General features: G+C 60.5%; 13 protein-coding genes. 11 read left to right on the top strand and 2 right to left on the bottom strand.

Going from position 1 to position 17781, the window contains the following annotated elements:
- Positions 1 to 252: 252 nt before the first annotated feature.
- Both H7C18_RS03565 and H7C18_RS03570 read right to left on the bottom strand, forming a co-directional pair.
- Positions 253 to 1860 carry a bifunctional metallophosphatase/5'-nucleotidase gene (locus H7C18_RS03565; RefSeq protein WP_185127626.1) on the bottom strand — a complete coding sequence of 536 codons (1608 nt, stop codon included), beginning with the start codon at positions 1858 to 1860 and terminating at the stop codon, positions 253 to 255.
- Between the two features lie 151 nt (positions 1861 to 2011).
- Positions 2012 to 2905, bottom strand: coding sequence for an NmrA/HSCARG family protein (locus tag H7C18_RS03570; protein WP_185127627.1), 894 nt, complete (start codon positions 2903 to 2905; stop codon positions 2012 to 2014).
- A 112-nt stretch (positions 2906 to 3017) separates the two neighbouring features.
- On the opposite strand from H7C18_RS03570, the gene H7C18_RS03575 reads away from it, so the two are divergent.
- The 11 genes from H7C18_RS03575 to H7C18_RS03625 all read left to right on the top strand — a co-directional run bounded on the left by H7C18_RS03575 (position 3018) and on the right by H7C18_RS03625 (position 17719).
- Positions 3018 to 3365, top strand: coding sequence for a winged helix-turn-helix transcriptional regulator (locus H7C18_RS03575; protein ID WP_185127628.1), 348 nt, complete (start codon positions 3018 to 3020; stop codon positions 3363 to 3365).
- Between the two features lie 190 nt (positions 3366 to 3555).
- Positions 3556 to 4530 (top strand): peptide-methionine (S)-S-oxide reductase MsrA, encoded by a 975-nt coding sequence (gene msrA / locus H7C18_RS03580; protein ID WP_185127629.1) that lies wholly within the window; start codon positions 3556 to 3558, stop codon positions 4528 to 4530.
- 233 nt (positions 4531 to 4763) lie between these two features.
- Entirely contained in the window at positions 4764 to 5741 is a 978-nt protein-coding gene (locus H7C18_RS03585) for a methyltransferase domain-containing protein (RefSeq protein WP_185127630.1), read from the top strand.
- 149 nt (positions 5742 to 5890) lie between these two features.
- Positions 5891 to 8080 carry an alpha-galactosidase gene (locus tag H7C18_RS03590; RefSeq protein WP_185127631.1) on the top strand — a complete coding sequence of 730 codons (2190 nt, stop codon included), beginning with the start codon at positions 5891 to 5893 and terminating at the stop codon, positions 8078 to 8080.
- Positions 8081 to 8206: 126 nt separating this feature from the next.
- Positions 8207 to 8422: a cysteine-rich CWC family protein gene (locus H7C18_RS03595; RefSeq protein ID WP_185127632.1), complete on the top strand. Its 216-nt coding sequence runs from the start codon at positions 8207 to 8209 to the stop codon at positions 8420 to 8422.
- Between the two features lie 113 nt (positions 8423 to 8535).
- Complete coding sequence (locus tag H7C18_RS03600; protein WP_337912826.1) at positions 8536 to 10377, top strand: sensor histidine kinase; 1842 nt, start codon at positions 8536 to 8538, stop codon at positions 10375 to 10377.
- A 28-nt stretch (positions 10378 to 10405) separates the two neighbouring features.
- Positions 10406 to 11719: a response regulator gene (locus H7C18_RS03605; protein ID WP_185127633.1), complete on the top strand. Its 1314-nt coding sequence runs from the start codon at positions 10406 to 10408 to the stop codon at positions 11717 to 11719.
- Between the two features lie 99 nt (positions 11720 to 11818).
- Positions 11819 to 12739, top strand: coding sequence for a carbohydrate ABC transporter permease (locus H7C18_RS03610; RefSeq protein ID WP_185127634.1), 921 nt, complete (start codon positions 11819 to 11821; stop codon positions 12737 to 12739).
- 2 nt (positions 12740 to 12741) lie between these two features.
- Complete coding sequence (locus H7C18_RS03615; RefSeq protein WP_185127635.1) at positions 12742 to 13614, top strand: carbohydrate ABC transporter permease; 873 nt, start codon at positions 12742 to 12744, stop codon at positions 13612 to 13614.
- 122 nt (positions 13615 to 13736) lie between these two features.
- On the top strand, positions 13737 to 15209 hold the full coding sequence (locus tag H7C18_RS03620; protein WP_185127636.1) for an ABC transporter substrate-binding protein: 1473 nt from the start codon (positions 13737 to 13739) through the stop codon (positions 15207 to 15209).
- A gap of 95 nt (positions 15210 to 15304) precedes the next feature.
- Positions 15305 to 17719: a glycoside hydrolase family 31 protein gene (locus H7C18_RS03625; protein WP_185127637.1), complete on the top strand. Its 2415-nt coding sequence runs from the start codon at positions 15305 to 15307 to the stop codon at positions 17717 to 17719.
- Positions 17720 to 17781 lie beyond the last annotated feature (62 nt).

Here is a 17781-nt window from a genome sequence, read left to right on the forward strand (position 1 = left end):
ACCGGCCAAATAAAGGAAGCTCCCGAAGCGGAGCGCTTGGGAACTTCCTTGTCCGGTCGCGAGGCTGCTGCATGCGCCTGCTCGCTTCGGTATGACCTTTAGCAGGCGCTCAGTGATTGTTGCCCGAGCCGTTGCTTTTTTTGTCGGACGATTTGGTCTGGGTGTTCTTGACCCCGTGTCCTTGCTGCTTCGCCATCCGCGGGTTCCTCCTTCCATCGCCGGATGGAGGTAGTTTGTCAAGCGCAGAAAACGTTATGCAAGAGGACGGCCGCCGGCGACGACCTGCCAGTTGTCGTTCACGGACGCACGGATCGTTCCCTTCGCCAGAATGTGGTTCGCCAGCAGCTCCGACACGTCGATCTGGATGTCCCGAACGAGCGGCTTGTCCTTGAACATCGGATACTCCCCGCCGCCGACCGCGCGGTAATTGTTCATGACGACGTCGTACGTTCCGTTCGGATCGAGCGGCATTCCGTTCCGTTCCAATCGGACGACTCGCTCTCCGACCGGACGCGCGATATCGAGCGTATAATCGACGCCTTCCCACATGTCGTAATTGTAATGCTGGGGCTTCGGATCGGAAAAAGCGGCGCTTACCCGAACCTCGCCGCCTTCGCCGAGTTCGAAGTAAGCGGCCGAGCGTTCCAGAGCGTCCTGAATGTCGCGGCCGGACACTCGCAGCACCTTGAGCGTGTTCGGATAAATATAGTTGGCCACGATCTCGCGCATCGTGATCCGGCTCCCGAAGCCGGGAGACAGATTGTCGAACAGCGCCGTGCAGCTGATGTCCGCCCCAGATGCCTCCATCTGCACCCGGTTCAAAAATTCGATATACGGATGTTCCCGCAGCCGGACATTCATCGGATCGTCGATCGTCATCTCGCCCTCTACAAAGCCGATCGGCTGGTCGAGCCATTGCTGCGTCTTTTCCTCGTTGTCCTTGACGATGTCGAGCACGGCGGGGTCGAGCGGCGCCGATTCGTCGGGGAGCAATAGATCCGATTCGGTATCCGCCACCTGCCAGCGGTCGCCCTGGCGATCCAGACGAACGAGCACTCTGCCCAGGTGCTTGCCCATCCCCCCGGCTTGGATCACCCGTACGCCGTTTATCGTCGCGCCTGCAATCTCCCGGTGCTGGTGCCCGGTCAACAGTACGTCGATGCCAGGCACTTCGCGGCACAGCTCATAACCTTGATTTTCCCCGGTCATCTGTTCCGTCGGCTCGCCCGTCTCCAAGCTGCGCTCGAAGCCGCCGTGATACGCGACGACGAGCAAGTCGACCCGTTCCCGATCGCGCAGAACCGGGACCCATCGTTTGGCCGCCTCCGCGGCATCCTGGAAGACAAGCCCTTTCAGGTTGCCGGGATGCTCCCAATTCGGAATGTAGTGCGTCGTCAGCCCCAGCACGCCGACTCGCAGTCCGCCCTCGAATTCCTTGACCAGATAGGGCGGTCCGAAAAAGGGCTCTCCCGTCTCCGCGTCGACGATGTTGGCGGACATCCACGGGAAGGCGGACTCTCGGACGGCAGCGCCCAGGAAATCGAGCCCGTAGTTGAATTCATGGTTGCCGAGCACGGCCGCATCGTAACCAAGCTCGTTCAGAATGCGAATCATCGGATTGGGCGCATCTCCGCCGAACCGCGCGAAATGATATGAGAACGGGGTACCCTGAATGAGATCGCCGTTGTCGATCAGCAGATGATTCCGGTGGAGCTCCTTCTGCCGCCGGATCAGCGGCGCCAGCCGAGCGAGGCCGGTCGGGCTGGGGCCATTGTTCGCATAATGAATCGGCAATACGTTGCCGTGTACGTCCGTCGTGTAAAGAAGCGCGACCGAGACCGAATCCCGGGATGGTTCCATAAGGCAGCATCCTTCCGCTTAATAGGTTCATTCTCGATCATACAATAAATAAACCTTCGCGGCACCCCGATCAGCTCTAAAACATTCGCCAAGGTCGAGGTACGGAGACATCGGGAGTTTGAGGAGGATTGATCCTCCAATTTTTTTTGGCTCAGCCCTGCTCCGGGCGCAGTGCCGCCTCAAGCAGCGCGGCTCCTTTGGCTCCGAGCCAAGCGTCAAACGTCATCAGAGCCGGGTGAAGACGGCGAAGCTCGTTGAAATTCACTTCGTAACTATCCCCGTTCAGCCACTCGTATAGATCGGCCAACGTTTCGTTCCGGCTGCGGATCGCTGCGATCGGAACATTGGCGTAGCGGACCGGCCGTCGAAGGGCCTTGGAGATCGAAGCCGCCATTTCAAGGGGCGTCGGCGCGTCGCCGGCGAGCTCGATCGTTCGCCCGACGAATTCCTCCGGCCGCTCGAAAGCCAGCGCGGCAAAGGAAGCGACGTCGTCGACGGCGATCAATTTGACGGGAACGTCCGGCTTCGTCGCTTCCGCCAATATTCCATCGTTCAGGCCGAACAGCGGATTCGCGTAGCTCTCCATGAAGCCGGCCGGCCGCAGCACCGTCGCCCGCAGTCCGATCTCCCGGATATGCTTTTCTATCTCCCATTTGGCCGAATAGCGGAAGCGCGCTTGCCGGTCCGCGCCGCCGACCGACGAATAAACGAAGTGCCGAACCCCTGCCTGCATTGCGGCGTCGGCCACATTGCGGCCCAGTTGGATCTCCTTATCGGTCGCGGCGTCGCTCGGGTCCCACTCGGGCGGCTGAACGCTGAACACGCCGTACGTCCCCTCCATGGCCGCATCCAGCGCATCGCGGTCGTTCATATCCCCGGCGCAAAGCCGGGCGCCTTCCCGGGCCAACCGCTGCGCGGCTTCGTCTGAAGGGGCGCGGGTAAAGGCCCGAACGCTCCACCCGTCCGCCAGCAGACGCCTCGCCGTCGCTCCGCCTTGCCGCCCGGTTGCCCCCATCACCAAGATCGTTTTTCCCGCATTTCCCATTGTCTCTTCCTCCTTCGGTTCATTTATGGCAAGCTTAGAAGAAGCGAGCGGTTTTGATAAGAACGCAATTCATTTCGTCTTACTTTCAAAAAGAAAGCAAGGGGGCGATCTCATGAGCTCTAGCGAGGATTCCATGTGTCGGGCCGCGGTCGACGAGGCGCTGCAGACCGTAGGCGGCAAATGGTCCTATGACGTCATATCCCGGCTCTATTACGGTCCGCAACGCTTTAATCAGCTTCGCCGAGCCTTGGGCGGCATCACGGTCAAATCTTTGACGGACGCTTTGCGTCAACTGGAGCGGCAGGGAGTCGTCCATCGCGAGGTCATTCCGACCTATCCCGTGAACGTGGAATACTCCTTGACGGAGAAGGGCAGAGATTTCCGCGCCGTTTTGTTCCAGATGCGCGCCTGGGGGGAGAAGTGGCTCCCCGGCGAAAAGGATGAGAAGGCGGAAGGCTGAGCTGAGTTCCCGCCTGCGCGGCAAAGGGACACGGGCAGACGGAGACGCTCGCGATCCCATAACCGCCATCCTTCATTCGGGCCCGAACTCGGGTCGGATTCGGCATCCCTCCGCGGATTAGGGTCTGAATCCAATCTCTGCTACAATGAGGATTAAGCACAAAAAAAGACTGCGCAGGGAGGGAAATGCCATGACTGACGTCCATTCCGAGCAAGACCGATATGAGGTGGCGACGTTCGCCGGGGGCTGCTTCTGGTGCATGGTGACGCCGTTCGAGGAGATGCCCGGCATTATCCGCGTCGTATCGGGATATACCGGCGGACATACGAAAGCTCCGACCTACGAGGAAGTTTGTTCGGAGACGACCGGCCACGCGGAAGCGGTGCAGATTACGTTCGATCCGGAGCTGATGCCGTACGAGAAGCTGCTGAACATCTACTGGCAGCAGATCGATCCGACCGACGAGGGAGGCCAGTTCCACGACCGGGGCTCCTCCTACCGGACGTCGATCTTCTACGCGAACGAGGAGCAGCGCCGCAAGGCGGAGCAGTCGAAGGAGGAGCTGGAGCGAAGCGGGCGCTTCGACCGGCCGATCGTGACGCCGATCGTTCCGTTGCAAGAGTTCTATCCGGCGGAGGATTATCATCAGGATTTCCATAAGAAAAATCCGCTTCGCTATAAAATGTACCGGAGAGGGTCCGGGCGGGACGACTTTATCGCCGCGCACTGGAACACGGCGAAGGACAAGGAGAAGCTCCGCGGGAAGCTGACGCCGCTCCAATTCGAAGTGACGCAGAACAACGCCACCGAGCCTCCTTTTCGCAACGAGTTCTGGGACCATCACGGCGAGGGCATCTACGTCGACGTCGTCTCGGGAGAGCCGCTGTTCAGCTCGCTCGACAAGTACGACTCCGGCTGCGGCTGGCCGAGCTTCACGAAGCCGATCGACAAGGGAATCGTCAAGGAGAAGGAAGACTACACCCACAACATGATCCGCACCGAAGTGCGCAGCGGCGAAGCGGACTCGCACCTGGGACACGTGTTCCCGGACGGCCCCGGACCGGCGGGCCTGAGGTACTGCATCAATTCCGCCGCGCTGCGTTTCGTGCCGAAGGAAGAGCTGGAGCGGGAAGGCTACGGCCGCTACAAGAAGCTTTTTGAATAAAGACAAGACCGCTTGTCGGCCCGCCAACGGCCGGAGCGGTCTTTTATTATTAATCAATCTAATTAAGTCCCGGGGTCCCCGCAAAGTACCTGGGTAAGCTTCGAAGCCAAGCCCTACTTTGCGGGGGGATCTTACCGTAAAAATGCACACGCTTTGCATGGAACGGCACCCGACGGGGCCGGGACGAATGGGATATGATGGAGGGGATAAGCGAACGGAGGGAGCTGACCATCATGCCCCAAGTAACCGATAAAGGGCAAATCGAGCAACGGTTGAAACAAGTGATCGCGCAGTTCGACGAGGCGGGACGGAATCACTATATGCTGCGGAACTTCGACGATTATCTTTTTCATCGCAGGCATTTGGACCGGCTTCTGTACATGCTGGAGCTGCTTCTGCCTTATTGCGGAGCGGACAAGCGCATCGCGGATCTGGGCAGCAACATCGTGTTTCCCTATCTGGTCAAGCTGTGCTCGGACGCGGAGGCTTGCGACGGCGTTGCGAAAACGTTGGAGCGCAGCGAGTACTTCGTGTTCCGGGAAGACGGTTCGACGGTCGTTCGGCCGCTCGAGTACCCGTTTACGAACATGGCGTCGGAGCCCGGCGGCATTGCCGTTCCCCTGATCCATTGCGATCTGTCCAGAAATCCGCTTCCCTACCGGAACGCCTCGCTCGATGTCGTGACCTGCTTCGAAACGCTCGAGCATCTTCACAGCGATCCGATGAACCTGATGGCGGAAGTCAACCGGACGTTGAAGCCGGACGGAATCTTCATGCTGACGACTCCCAACGCGAACTCCATCTCCAATCTGAAACGGTCGATCCGCCACGAGTCTCCGAATTTTTATCCGCCTTTCATTCGCAATATGGACTTTATCGAGCATGTGAAGGAGTATTCCGTCAAAGAGATCCGCTTGCTATTTCAAAGCGCCGGCTTCGAGATCGAGCGGCTGGAGACGTTCGACCATGTCCGTTCGGACGAGTTCAATCATTACGAGGCTTATCAGATCGACTATGCCGACGCCGACGAAGCCGAGCTCAGCCGCCTGAGGGAACGGGACGCCGAGCTGGAAAAGGCCGTCGTAAAGCTGCTGGAACGGGATGAGGGGGCGAGTCTTTACCGGGGGGATTACGTTCTCGTTTTCGCCAGAAAAGTCTCGGAAGTCAACAACCGTTATTGTTTTCCGGTTTACGAGAAGTTCGAACTTTAGTCTGCGGCGCCCGCTGCGCCCGCCTTCCGGACCGCCCATCGTAGAAAATCGTCCCTTCGAAGGAGTTGATGTACGTTGACTTCGGAAGGAAAGTTGAGTATACGTAAGAAGATGACTTGCATGAATAAGAGGCGAGAGGTGCAGAGCGAGTGGCGATTCGTTACGATGAGAAAAATCGGACTTTTTATCTTCAATCCGGCAAGACAAGCTATGTGATGCAGATCGTCAAGGACGGCTACCTGGCGCATTCCTTTTGGGGACGGACCATTCGCGGCACGGCGATCCACGGCATGACGCCGAGCGCCTACCGGCCTTCCTTCAACCCGAATCCGTTCCCGGAGGACGAGCGGTTCACGCTGGATGCGCTGCCGCAGGAGTACCCGGGCTACGGCACGAGCGACTTCCGCTCCCCGGCCTACCAAGTCCGGCTGGCGAACGGCACGACGATCGCCGAGTTCAAGGTGAAGGAGCATCGGATCGTGGCCGGCAAGCCGGCGCTCGCGGGGCTGCCTTCGGTATATGCCGAAGGGGAAGACGAGGCGCAGACGCTGGAGATCGTCCTGGAGGACGAAGCGGCCAAGCTGCGGCTGATCGCCCGCTATACGGCGTTCCAGGACCATGACGCGATCGCCCGTTCCGCCGAGATCGTCAATCTCGGCGACGAGCCGGTGCGCGTGCAGCGGCTGCTCAGCGCCAGCGTCGATTTTCCCCGCTCCGACTACGAGGCGGTGCATCTTTGGGGAACGTGGGCCCGGGAGCGCCATGTGGCCCGCCGCGCGTTGATGCCCGGCATCCAGGCGATCGAGAGCCGCCGGGGCTCCAGCAGCCACCAGCACAACCCGTTCCTCGCCGTCGTCTCCCCCGACGCGAACGAGGACCATGGCGACGTCTACGCGTTCAACCTGGTATATAGCGGCAGCTTCCTGGCGCAAGCGGAAGTCGACCAGTTCGCTACGACGCGGGTATCGATCGGCCTGAACCCGTTCGACTTCGAATGGCTGCTGGAGAGCGGCCAGTCTCTGCAATCTCCGGAAGCGGTGCTCGTCTACTCCGCGGAAGGGCTGGGCGGCATGTCCCGCTCGTTCCACAAGCTGTACCGCACCCGGCTGTGCCGCGGCGCGTTCCGCGACAAGGAGCGGCCGATCCTGATCAACAACTGGGAAGCGACCTACTTCGACTTCAACGCGGAGAAGCTGATGAACATCGTGCGCGCCGCGAAGGAGCTCGGGCTGGAGCTGTTCGTGCTCGACGACGGCTGGTTCGGCCGGCGCAACGACGACAAGCGCTCGCTCGGCGATTGGTTCGTCAACACGGACAAGCTTCCCGAGGGACTGGACGGGCTGGCGGCGCAAGTGAACGGGCAGGGGCTGTCGTTCGGCTTGTGGGTCGAGCCGGAGATGATCTCTCCGGACAGCGACCTGTACCGCGCGCATCCGGACTGGTGCCTGCACGTGCCGGATCATCGCCGCACGCTGGGCCGCACCCAGCTGATTCTCGACTTCTCCCGTCAGGACGTCCGGGATTACATCACCGAGCGGTTGACCGCGATTTTCTCCAGCGCTCCGATCGCTTACGTCAAATGGGACATGAACCGCAACATGACCGAGATCGGCTCCGCCCTGCTGCCGCCGGAACGGCAGCGCGAGACGGCGCACCGCTACATGCTCGGCCTGTACGAGGTGCTGGAGAAGATTACGTCCTCGTTCCCGGACATTCTGTTCGAGAGCTGCTCGGGCGGCGGCGGCCGCTTCGATCCGGGCATGCTCTACTACATGCCGCAGACGTGGACGAGCGACGACACGGACGCGATCGAACGGCTGAAGATTCAATACGGGACGAGCCTCGTCTATCCGGTCAGCTCGATGGGCAGCCACGTGTCCGCGGTGCCGAATCACCAGGTGCACCGGACGACTTCGCTGACGACGCGCGGGCACGTCGCCATGTCCGGCAACTTCGGCTACGAGCTGGACCTGTCCAAGCTGCCGGAGGAGGAGAAAGCCGAGATCGCCCGCCAAGTCGAGGAGTACAAGGGACTGCGCGGACTGGTGCAGCAGGGCGACTTCTACCGGCTGCTGAGCCCGTTCGAAGGCAACGACACGGCTTGGCAGTTCGTCTCGGCGGACAAGTCCGAGACCTACGCCGTCTTCGTCCGCACGCTGGCCGTGCCGAACGGCCCGCTTACCCGGCTGCGGCTGAAGGGACTCGACCCTAACCGCGATTACAAGCTTCGCGGCACCGACCGGGTATACGGCGGGGACGAGCTGATGTACGCGGGCCTGCCGATCGAGAGCCTGCACGGGGACTTCAGCAGCCTCGCGTTTTATTTGACGAAGGCATAATATTTTGCAACCGAAAGGCCCGGCCGCGGATCGCGCGGTTCGGGCCTTTTTTCCTATATTGTCATTCCTCCGATTTGCATGTACGATGGGCTCAAACGACTAAACGAAGGCAAGGAGCAACGAGAGATGACCCTGCGAACGAATTCCGAACCCGACAACGTCGTCGACCCCGCCCTCTGTCCGCTTTGCGGGCAGGCGAACGGCTGCGCCCTGACGGCCGGACGGACGATCGACCATTGCTGGTGCGTGCAAACCCTGATACCGAAGGAGCTGCTCGAACGCATTCCGCCGGAGCGCCGCCGCCGGGTCTGCGTCTGCGCCGATTGCGCGGCCCGCGGATGATGCGCGTTTTTACGGATATCGTGCGCGATGCTACCGAATCTTCTGCATGCGCTTACTTGGCGGAAAAGAATTCTTCATACTGGTAAAGGTTCAAGATCCGGGGGTGCGCCGCCTTGCGCAAGCTGCATATCCACAATCCGCTGACGAAGATGAAGCTGAACCGGCAGCTCATTCTGCTGTTCGTCATTCTCGTCAGCCCCGTGTTCCTGCTCAACTGGTACGCCAACAACCAGACCGAGCACATTCTCAAGCGGCACGTCACGAACGCTTATATGGAGCTCAACAAGCAGAACCATCTGCTGATCAACCGCGATATCGATACGGTAAACCGGGTGATGACGAACATCATCATCAATCCGGTCGTGCAGCAGCTTCAATCGGGAGCCGGCCAAGTCTACGACGAGGCCAACCAGTACGATCGGGTGAAGCTGTACGAGACGGCCGACAGGCTCATTCCGACGTTCTCCATCGGCATCAGCGGCGGCGAGGCGGTCGGCTACTATTTGTACGTGTACGACCCGCTCGACCGGTACGACTTCGCTCCGCTCAACGCTTCGCGGTTCCGCAACGGGGGCGTCTACTTTTATACGGACCGGACGAAGCCTTCGTGGGCAGACGAAGCGATCTCCCGCAAGGGCAGGGGATTCCTGAAGATCGTGAACGGCATCGGCGGCGGGCGAACGGAGACGCTGGCTTACATCCGCGCCGTGAACAGCACGATCAGCGGGAAAATGATCGTCGGCGTGCTGGTCGCCAGCAATATGGATAAGAAGATCGAGCAGTCGCTCCAGTCGGTGTCCCTGCCCGACAACGGCGAGATGTTCCTGACCGACTACGACAACACGATTCTGGCTTCGACCTTGGACGGCAGCATGGGACGGAAGCTCGATCTGCCCCCGAGCATGGTCCATGGGACGAAGGGAGAGGAGACGACCGACGCCATCTACGGAGATTCCATCTACGTTCAGCATGCCGATTACGAGATTCAGCAGAAGCTGGTGTACCGGATCTCCGCCGCTTCGCTCTTGCGGCAGCAGAGCGAGCTGAAGCGGGCGATCCAATGGATCTCCATGGCGTATTCGCTGTTCGGCATCGTCGTCATGGCGTATTTCTGGCGGTCTTTGCTGTCCCCCTTGCAAAAGCTGGCCGGCTTCGTGCGCGGCTACGAGCCCGGCCGGAAGGTTCCGAGCTCGGAGGCGGTCGATCGCAACGACGAGGTCGGCGTGCTCATTCACGCGATCTACAGCATGGCGCGGCGGCTCAATTCGCTGATCGAGGACCGCTACATGATGGATATCAAGCAGAAAGAGACGCAGCTGCAGGTGCTGTACCAGCAGATCAATCCTCACCTTCTCTACAACACGCTGGAGAGCATCTACTGGAAGTCCTCGCTGGAAGGCAATTCGGACTCGGCGGAGATGATCAAGGAGCTGTCGAAGCTGATGCGGATCAGCCTGAGCAGAGGGCGCGAGCTGATCACCCTCGAGGAGGAGCTGGAGCATGCGACGGCTTATACCCGCCTCCAGCAGAAGCGATACGAATACGAATTCCAGGTCCGTTGGGAGACGGAAGAGGAAGCGTTGACGAATCCGATTCCGAAGATCACGCTTCAGCCGCTGATCGAGAACGCGATCTTCCACGGCGTCCGGAACATGGGCGAGGACGGCCTCATCGTCATCCGCGCGTTCCGGCGGGACGGGCGCGTCGTCGTCGAGGTCGAGGACAACGGCTACAAGCCGGTCGATCACGAGGCGCTCAACCGGTCGATTCGCGAACCGCGCACCGACGACCGGCAGGGCTACGGGATCCACAACGTTCACGAACGGATCCGGCTTCATTTCGGAAGCGATTACGGAATTCATTATTCGATGCCCCCGGGCGGAGGCACGCTCGTCTCGATCGAGCTGCCGATCCGTCCGGCGGAAGAGGCGCCGGCGCCCGCCGAGGCGGGATGATCCGGCGCGGGGAGAGGTGATTGGATCGATGTATACGGTGCTGATCGTCGACGACGAACCGCTTATTTGCAAGGGGCTGAGCTATCTGCTGCAGAACTCGGGGCTGGCGATCGGAACGATACTGACCGCGGGCAACGGGCAGGAGGCGCTCGATTATTTGCGCCTGGAAGACGTGGACCTGCTCGTCACCGATATCCAGATGGGGACGATGAGCGGCATCGAGCTGATGCACCAGGCGAAGATCGTCAAGCCGTGGGTGGAGACGATCGTCATCTCCGCGCACGAGACGTTCCAATACGCCCAGATGGCGATGCGCCTCGGCGCCAAGGATTATCTGATCAAGCCGCTGAACAACGATCACTTCCTCGATATCGTCCGCAACGTGCTGCTGAAGATCGAACGTCCCGTCCGTACCGGAGAAGAAGAACTGTCGTTCATTCGGACCGGCTTCCAGATGGAGCAGCCCGACGAGGAGCGCAGCGCCTGGCTGAACCGGCTGATCGCCGGCGAAGGGCAGGAAGCGGCCGCGACCGCGGCGGAGCTGAAGGGGCGGTTCGGCATCGAGATCGGCGGGCCCTACTTCGCCGTCATTCGGATGCGGCTGCCTCTGCAAGGGGACATCGACAAAGACAAGCGGCTGATGCAGTACGCCGCGCTGAATATCGTCAGCGAGCTGCTCGGCCAGGATTGGAGCCACCAGGCGTTCTATGCCCCGGACTACGAGCTGTGCGTGCTGCTCGATTGGAGCGAGCGGGCGTACGAGGAGACGAGCGCGAACCGGATCGAGCAGCTGGAATTCGTCGGGCGCAGCCTTTTTTTCAATATCGAGAAATATTTGCATTTGAAGTGCGTCGTGGGCATCAGCCAGATCCTGCGGGACGCGGCGTTTATTCCGCTGCTCGGCCTGCAGGCGCGCAAGGCGATGAAATGGAACGAGGAGCATCGCGACCATTATATCTTCTACTATGGCGACTTTAAGTGGGCGATGAACGAAGAGACGTCCACGGAGGACGAGTGGGTCGCCCAGAGCAACGTCATCGTGGAGCAGGCCAAGCGCTACATCGACGAGAACTTCGCCCGCAAGGGCATTACGCTGAACGAAGTCGCCCAGCAGAACCACGTCAGCCCGAACTATCTGAGCTATCTGTTCAAGAAGTACATGCAGTGCAACCTGTGGGAATACGTCATCAAGCTGCGCATGGAAGAGAGCAAGCGCCTCATTCTGAACACCGACCTGCGCCGCTACGAGATCGCGGACCGGGTCGGCTACGAATCGCCGGAGCATTTCAGCAAGATTTTCAAAAAATATTACGGCGTCAGCCCGAGCGATCTCAAGAAGTAAGATCGAACACGATCGTCATAGAAACGCACATGTTCACTCCTTCCTCCCTTTCCTACAATAGAAAGGCAGACAGACATAGAGAAGGAATGAGGGAAGGACATGGAACACACCGCAGTCTCGACGGCCGGTCCGCCGGCGGCGACCGGCAGAAGCAAACCGTCCAAGTGGAAAAAGTACAGATCGGGGTACTTGTTCCTGCTGCCGGCGACGGTTTTGTTTATTTTGTTTTTATGGGTTCCGATCGTGAAAGGGATCGTCTTCAGCTTCGAGAACGTCGATTTCGTCAAAGGGAATACGTTCGTCGGACTGGATAATTTTCGCACGGTGTTCCAGGATCCGGAGATCGGCGTATCGGTCAAGAACACGCTCTACTACATGGGGCTCTGCCTCGTCATCGGCTTCTGGGTTCCGATCCTGTTCGCCGTCATCATCTCCGAGATCCGGCGGTTTCAGGGCTTCGTCCGCATTGCGGCCTACCTGCCCAACGTCATCCCGCTCGTCGTGCTGTACGGCCTCTGGCGCTGGATCTACGATCCGGTAGGGCCGATCAACGCCGCGCTGCAGTGGCTCGGGCTCGGCCAGGTTCTGTTCATGACGGACACCCATTGGTCGATGGCTTCCCTGGTCATCATGGAGACGTGGCAGCAGTTCGGCTCCGCCATGCTCATCTACCTCGCGGCCGTGCTTAGCGTTCCGAAGGATTGGTACGAAGCGGCGGAGATCGACGGAGCCGGCATCTGGGCACGCATTCGCCACATTACGCTGCCGTCCATCCGGAACTTGATCGGACTGCTGTTCATCCTGCAGCTGATCGCCACGTCCCAAGGCTACCAATCCCAGCTGGCGATGCTGGACGGCGGGCCGATGAACGCCACGATGACGTACGGGCTTAAGATCGTCAAATATGCCTTCACCCAGCAGAATTACGGCGTCGCCTCCGCCATGGGCGTTCTGATGTTCATCGTGCTGGGCTTCCTGGCCGTCATCCAATTCCGAATGAACAACCGGGAGGACCGATAACGATGAAAGCGATCGAACGTGGGATTCTGTCCTCTTACGATTACAAGAGATCGTCGACGCGGGTCTTGATCGTCATTCTGTCGATCGTCGTGCTGGCGATGGTGCTCAGCATGCTGTACCCGATCGCCGTCACGTTCCTGAACTCGTTCAAATCGACGGTGGACGTCAATACGTTCCCGCCGAAGCTGCTGCCGCGGGACTGGATCGGGACGAACTACAAGGAAGGCTGGAACTTCCTGAACCTGCCGCTGTTCCTGCGCAACTCGATTTATATTTTCGCCGGCAACCTCTTCGTCTCGGTGGCGGCGCTCGGCGGGGCCGCCTTCGCGCTGTCCAAGCTGAATCTGCCGTACCGGAAGCTTATCTTCTTCTTCTTCCTGATGACGCTGTTCATTCCGCCGTCCACGTACATCGTGCCGAACTTCGTCAACCTGAAGGACCTCGGGCTGATGAACTCGTTCTTCGCCTTCTGGCTGCCGGCCGGGGCGAGCGCGTTCAACATGCTGCTGCTCAAAAGCTTTTTCGACGACATCAACAACGAGCTGTTCGAAGCTTCCCGCATCGACGGAGCCTCCGACTGGTACGGATTTACGAGAATCGCGCTGCCGCTGGCGCTTCCGATTATTTCGACGCTGGCAATCTTCATCTTCTCGGCCGCCTGGAACGATTGGTTCTGGCCGTCGCTCGTCATGCACGGAGATAACCGTTATCCGATGGCGACGGGGATTTACAAGCAGGTCATTCAGGCGAGAGGAATCAAGCTCAACATCAAATTCGCGATCTTGTCCATGGTCTCGATCCCTCCGATGATCATCTTCCTGGTATTCCAGCGGTTCATTCTGAGAGGGCTGCATCTGGGCGGAGTCAAGGGCTGACAGAGTTCGAGCGAATCGTAAACTTGCACACGATGCGAATAGGAACGCACATCGCCTTCGCAAGCGGGTATCCATTATGATGAAGCCGTAGCACTTCATTCCATGAGATAAGGGGAGTATGTATGCAAAAGAAAAAATTGCCCGCGCTGCTGCTCAGCGTAGCCATGCTGGGCGCGCTGGCGACGGCTTGCGGCAGCAACAACAACAATAACGGCGGATCGTCGGACGCCAGTCCGTCCGCCTCCAGTCCGCCCGCTTCGTCTCCGGCGGCTTCGCCCTCCTCCTCGGAACCGGCTTCGCCGTCCGCGAGCGCTTCCGACGAGAAGGTGACGATCAAGATCTATTATCCGACGGCCGACAAGCCGGAGCTTCGCGCGATCGAGGACGCCAAGATCAAGCGGTTCGAAGCCAAGTATCCGAACGTAACGGTCGTGCCGGACGACTGGCAGTACAACGTCAACGAGATCGGTCCGAAGATGGCCGCCAACGAGGCGCCGACTTTCTTCAACACGTTCGCGACGGAAGCGAAGATGCTGGTCGAGAAAGGCTGGGCCGCCGACATTACCGATCTGTGGAACAATTACGAGCATAAGGACGACATCAATCCGGTTCTCCAGAATCAATTCAACCTGGACGGCAAAGTATACGGCGTCACCCAGAACGGCTACGTGAGCGAAGTCGTCATCAACAAGAAGATGCTGGCGGACAAGGGCGTGGCGATGCCTTCGTACGACTGGACCTGGGACGATCTGTACAATATCGCCAAGCAAGTGGCCGATCCGAAGAAAGGGATCGCCGGCATCGCGCCGATGGCCAAAGCGGGCGACGGCGGCTGGAACTGGACGAACTTCCTGTTCGAGGCGGGCGGCGAGATTCAGACGGTTGCCGACGGCAAAGTGACCGCGGCGTTCAATTCCGACGCCGGCGTGAAGGCGCTCGACTTCTACAAGAAGCTGCGCTGGGACGCCAACGCGGTGCCGCAGGACTGGGCGCTCGACTGGGGCGGAGCGACCGGGGCGTTCGCGCAAGGACGCGCCGCCATGGTCATCGCCGGCGCCGACGGCCCGCTGCAGCAGGCGCTGCAAGCCGGCATCAGCCCGCAAGACCTGGCCGTCTATCCGATGCCGGCCGTGCAAGCCGGCGGCAAGCATACCGGCGTTCTCGGCGGCAACTATCTCGTCATCAATCCGAACGCGACGAAGGCGGAACAGCAAGCCGCATTCAACTACATCGTGTTCGACTACTACTCCGACGACGCGCTGGCCTCGCTGGAGAAGAGCATTCAAGATTTGAAGACCAAGGGCCAATATTACGTTCCGCCGCACATGGACTACTACAAGCCGGATTCCGAATACGGCAAGAAGGTTCAAGACCTGCTCGCCAAGTACGACAACGCGTTCAAGTACGATCCGTCGGAAGCCGCCCTGCTCGACGGCAAGCCGGAAGCGCAATACAACACGCAAGACTACTACAGCACGATGACGAACGTCATTCAGGAAGTGTTCTCCAAGAAGAACTCGGACTCCAAGGCGGTGCTCGACAAGGCGGCCGCCGACATGCAGAGCAAGTTCTACGACAACATCAAAGTGCAATAAGACGGGCGGAATGCCGGTCGGAACAAAACGGGACGGAGCGGACGGGAAGGTCCGTTCCGTCTCCGTTTTTTATGAAGACGAAGAGGTGATGCCAGATGTTGACCAGCGAGGCCATCCAGCCGGGAGACGGCGGCCGGGAGAAAGGACCGGGCGACGCGACCGTTCATCGTATCGGCCGAATCGCGAGAACGGAGACCGGCTCCGGCACGGTCCGGGTTTACGGAGAAAAGGCCGATTTGGCGCTAGATTTCTATACGGAACGAATGGTTCGAATCCGGGTCCTGCTCGCGGATGAGCCCGACGGGAGCCCGACGCCCGCCGTCCTTCCGCAGCAAATGGAGCAGGTAGTCGAGACCGCGAAGGACGGGGACGAGTTCCGCTTTCGCTCCGCTAACGGGCTGACCGTCTCGGTGGATGGGGAACGGGGCGTTTTCTCGGTTCGGAACGAGCGGGGAGAGGAGCTGCTGACGGGTCTCGACCTTGCATGGGACGCCCGGCGCCAGCTAACGCTGACGGCGGCGATGGGGGCGGATTCGCATTTTTACGGGCTCGGAGAGAAGACAGGCTTCCTGGACAAAAAAGGCGAGCGCTACGAAATGTGGAACAGCGACGTCTACGAGCCGCACGTGCCGGACACGGATGCTCTCTACCAGTCGATCCCGCTGCTGATCCACTACCGGTATGGCGCTCCGGCATGCGGGGTGTTCCTGGACGATCCCGGCCGCACCGTTTTCGACATGAGGACGAACGGCGACCGGTATGCGATCCGGTCCGAGAACGGCCGGCTCGATCTATACGTCTGGGAAGGACCAAGCTTGAAGGATGTCGTGCGGCGCTATACCGCGCTGACCGGACGGCCGCCGCTGCCGCCCCGCTGGGCGCTCGGCTATCAGCAGTCCCGCTACAGCTACATGGACCGGGCGGAGCTGCTGGACGTCGCCCGGACGATACGCGCGAAGCGGATCCCGTGCGACGTGCTGTATCTGGACATCCACTACATGGACGAGTACAAGGTGTTCACCTGGCACCCGGACCGGTTCCCCGATCCCCGCGCCATGATGGAGGAGTTGGCGGGCATGGGGTTCCAAGTCGTCCCGATCGTCGATCCCGGCGTCAAAAAGGATCCGAAGTATCCGGTCTACCGGGAGGGCGTGCAGGAAGGTTATTTTTGCGCGAAGCTCGAGGGTGAGTTGTTCATCGGCAGCGTCTGGCCGGGGCCGAGCGCTTTCGCCGACTTCACCGACGATCGGGCGGCGCGGTGGTGGGGCGACTTGCACCGCTTCTACATCGACAGCGGGATCAAGGGCATCTGGAACGACATGAACGAGCCGTCCGTGTTCGATACGGCCAACAAGACGATGGACCTGGACGTCTTGCATGCGAACAACGGCAACCCGAAGACGCACGGGGAATGGCACAACCTGTACGGCATGCTCATGTCCAAAGCGACGTACGAAGGCATGGTCCGCGGGCTTGACGGCGAGCGGCCGTTCGTGCTGACGCGCGCCGGCTATGCCGGCATCCAGCGTTATGCCGCCGTCTGGACCGGCGATAACCGCAGCTATTGGGAGCATATGGCGATGAGCATCCCGATGGTGCTGAATCTCGGACTTTCCGGCGTGGCGTTCGCGGGCCCCGACATCGGCGGCTTCTCCCATCACGCGACCGGGGAACTGGTGGCGCGCTGGACGCAGCTGGGGGCGCTGCTCCCGTTCTGCCGCAACCATAGCGCCATCGATACGTCGCGGCAGGAGCCGTGGCGGTTCGGCGAGCGAGTGGAGGCGGTCTGCCGTGAGGCGCTGAACCTGCGCTATCGCCTGATGCCGTATCTGTATTCGCTGTTCTACGAAGCGTCGGCGAGCGGCCTGCCGATCGCGCGTCCCCTGCTGCTCGAATATCCGGACGACCGCAACGCCGCGAACTTGTGCGACCAGTTCCTGCTCGGTCGCGATCTGCTCGCGGCGCCGATCGTACGCCCGGGGGCGACGGCGCGGGCCGTCTACTTGCCGGCGGGCGTCTGGTACGACTATCGCACCGGGGAGCGGCTGGAAGGCGGCCGACACGTCCTCGCGAATGCGCCGCTCGAGACGATGCCGCTCTACGTTCGCGCGGGGGCGATTCTTCCCGAGCAGCCTCTGCGCCAGTATGCGGACGAAGCGATCGGCGGGGCGCTCACGCTGAACGTATACGCGGGCGGGGAAGGCAGCTTTCGGCTCTATGAGGATGACGGCCGCACGTTCGGCTACGAGCAGGGGGCCTATCGGCTGCGCGAATTCGGCTGGACGGAGTCCGGACGCGAGGGCGTCTTGAAGCTGCGCACTCTTCATCAAGGCCTGCCGGATGGGGGAGAGCCGCTGAAGATCGTCGTTCACGCGCTGCCTGCATCTCCGGTGGACGTACTCTTCCCGGATGGGGAAAAAGCCGCCCGGTGGCGGTATGACGAAGCGGCGCGGCGGCTCGAAGTCGAGCTGCCGGAGACCGCGGAGTTCGCGCTTCGCATCGTTTGGTAGAACGGGCTCGGTCCGGTTCGCGCCTCTCGCGGCCGGGCCGGCTTCTTTTCCCGAATCGAAGG

It is taken from the genome of Cohnella zeiphila (assembly GCF_014212055.1).
Classification (GTDB): Bacteria; Bacillota; Bacilli; order Paenibacillales; family Paenibacillaceae; genus Cohnella; species Cohnella zeiphila.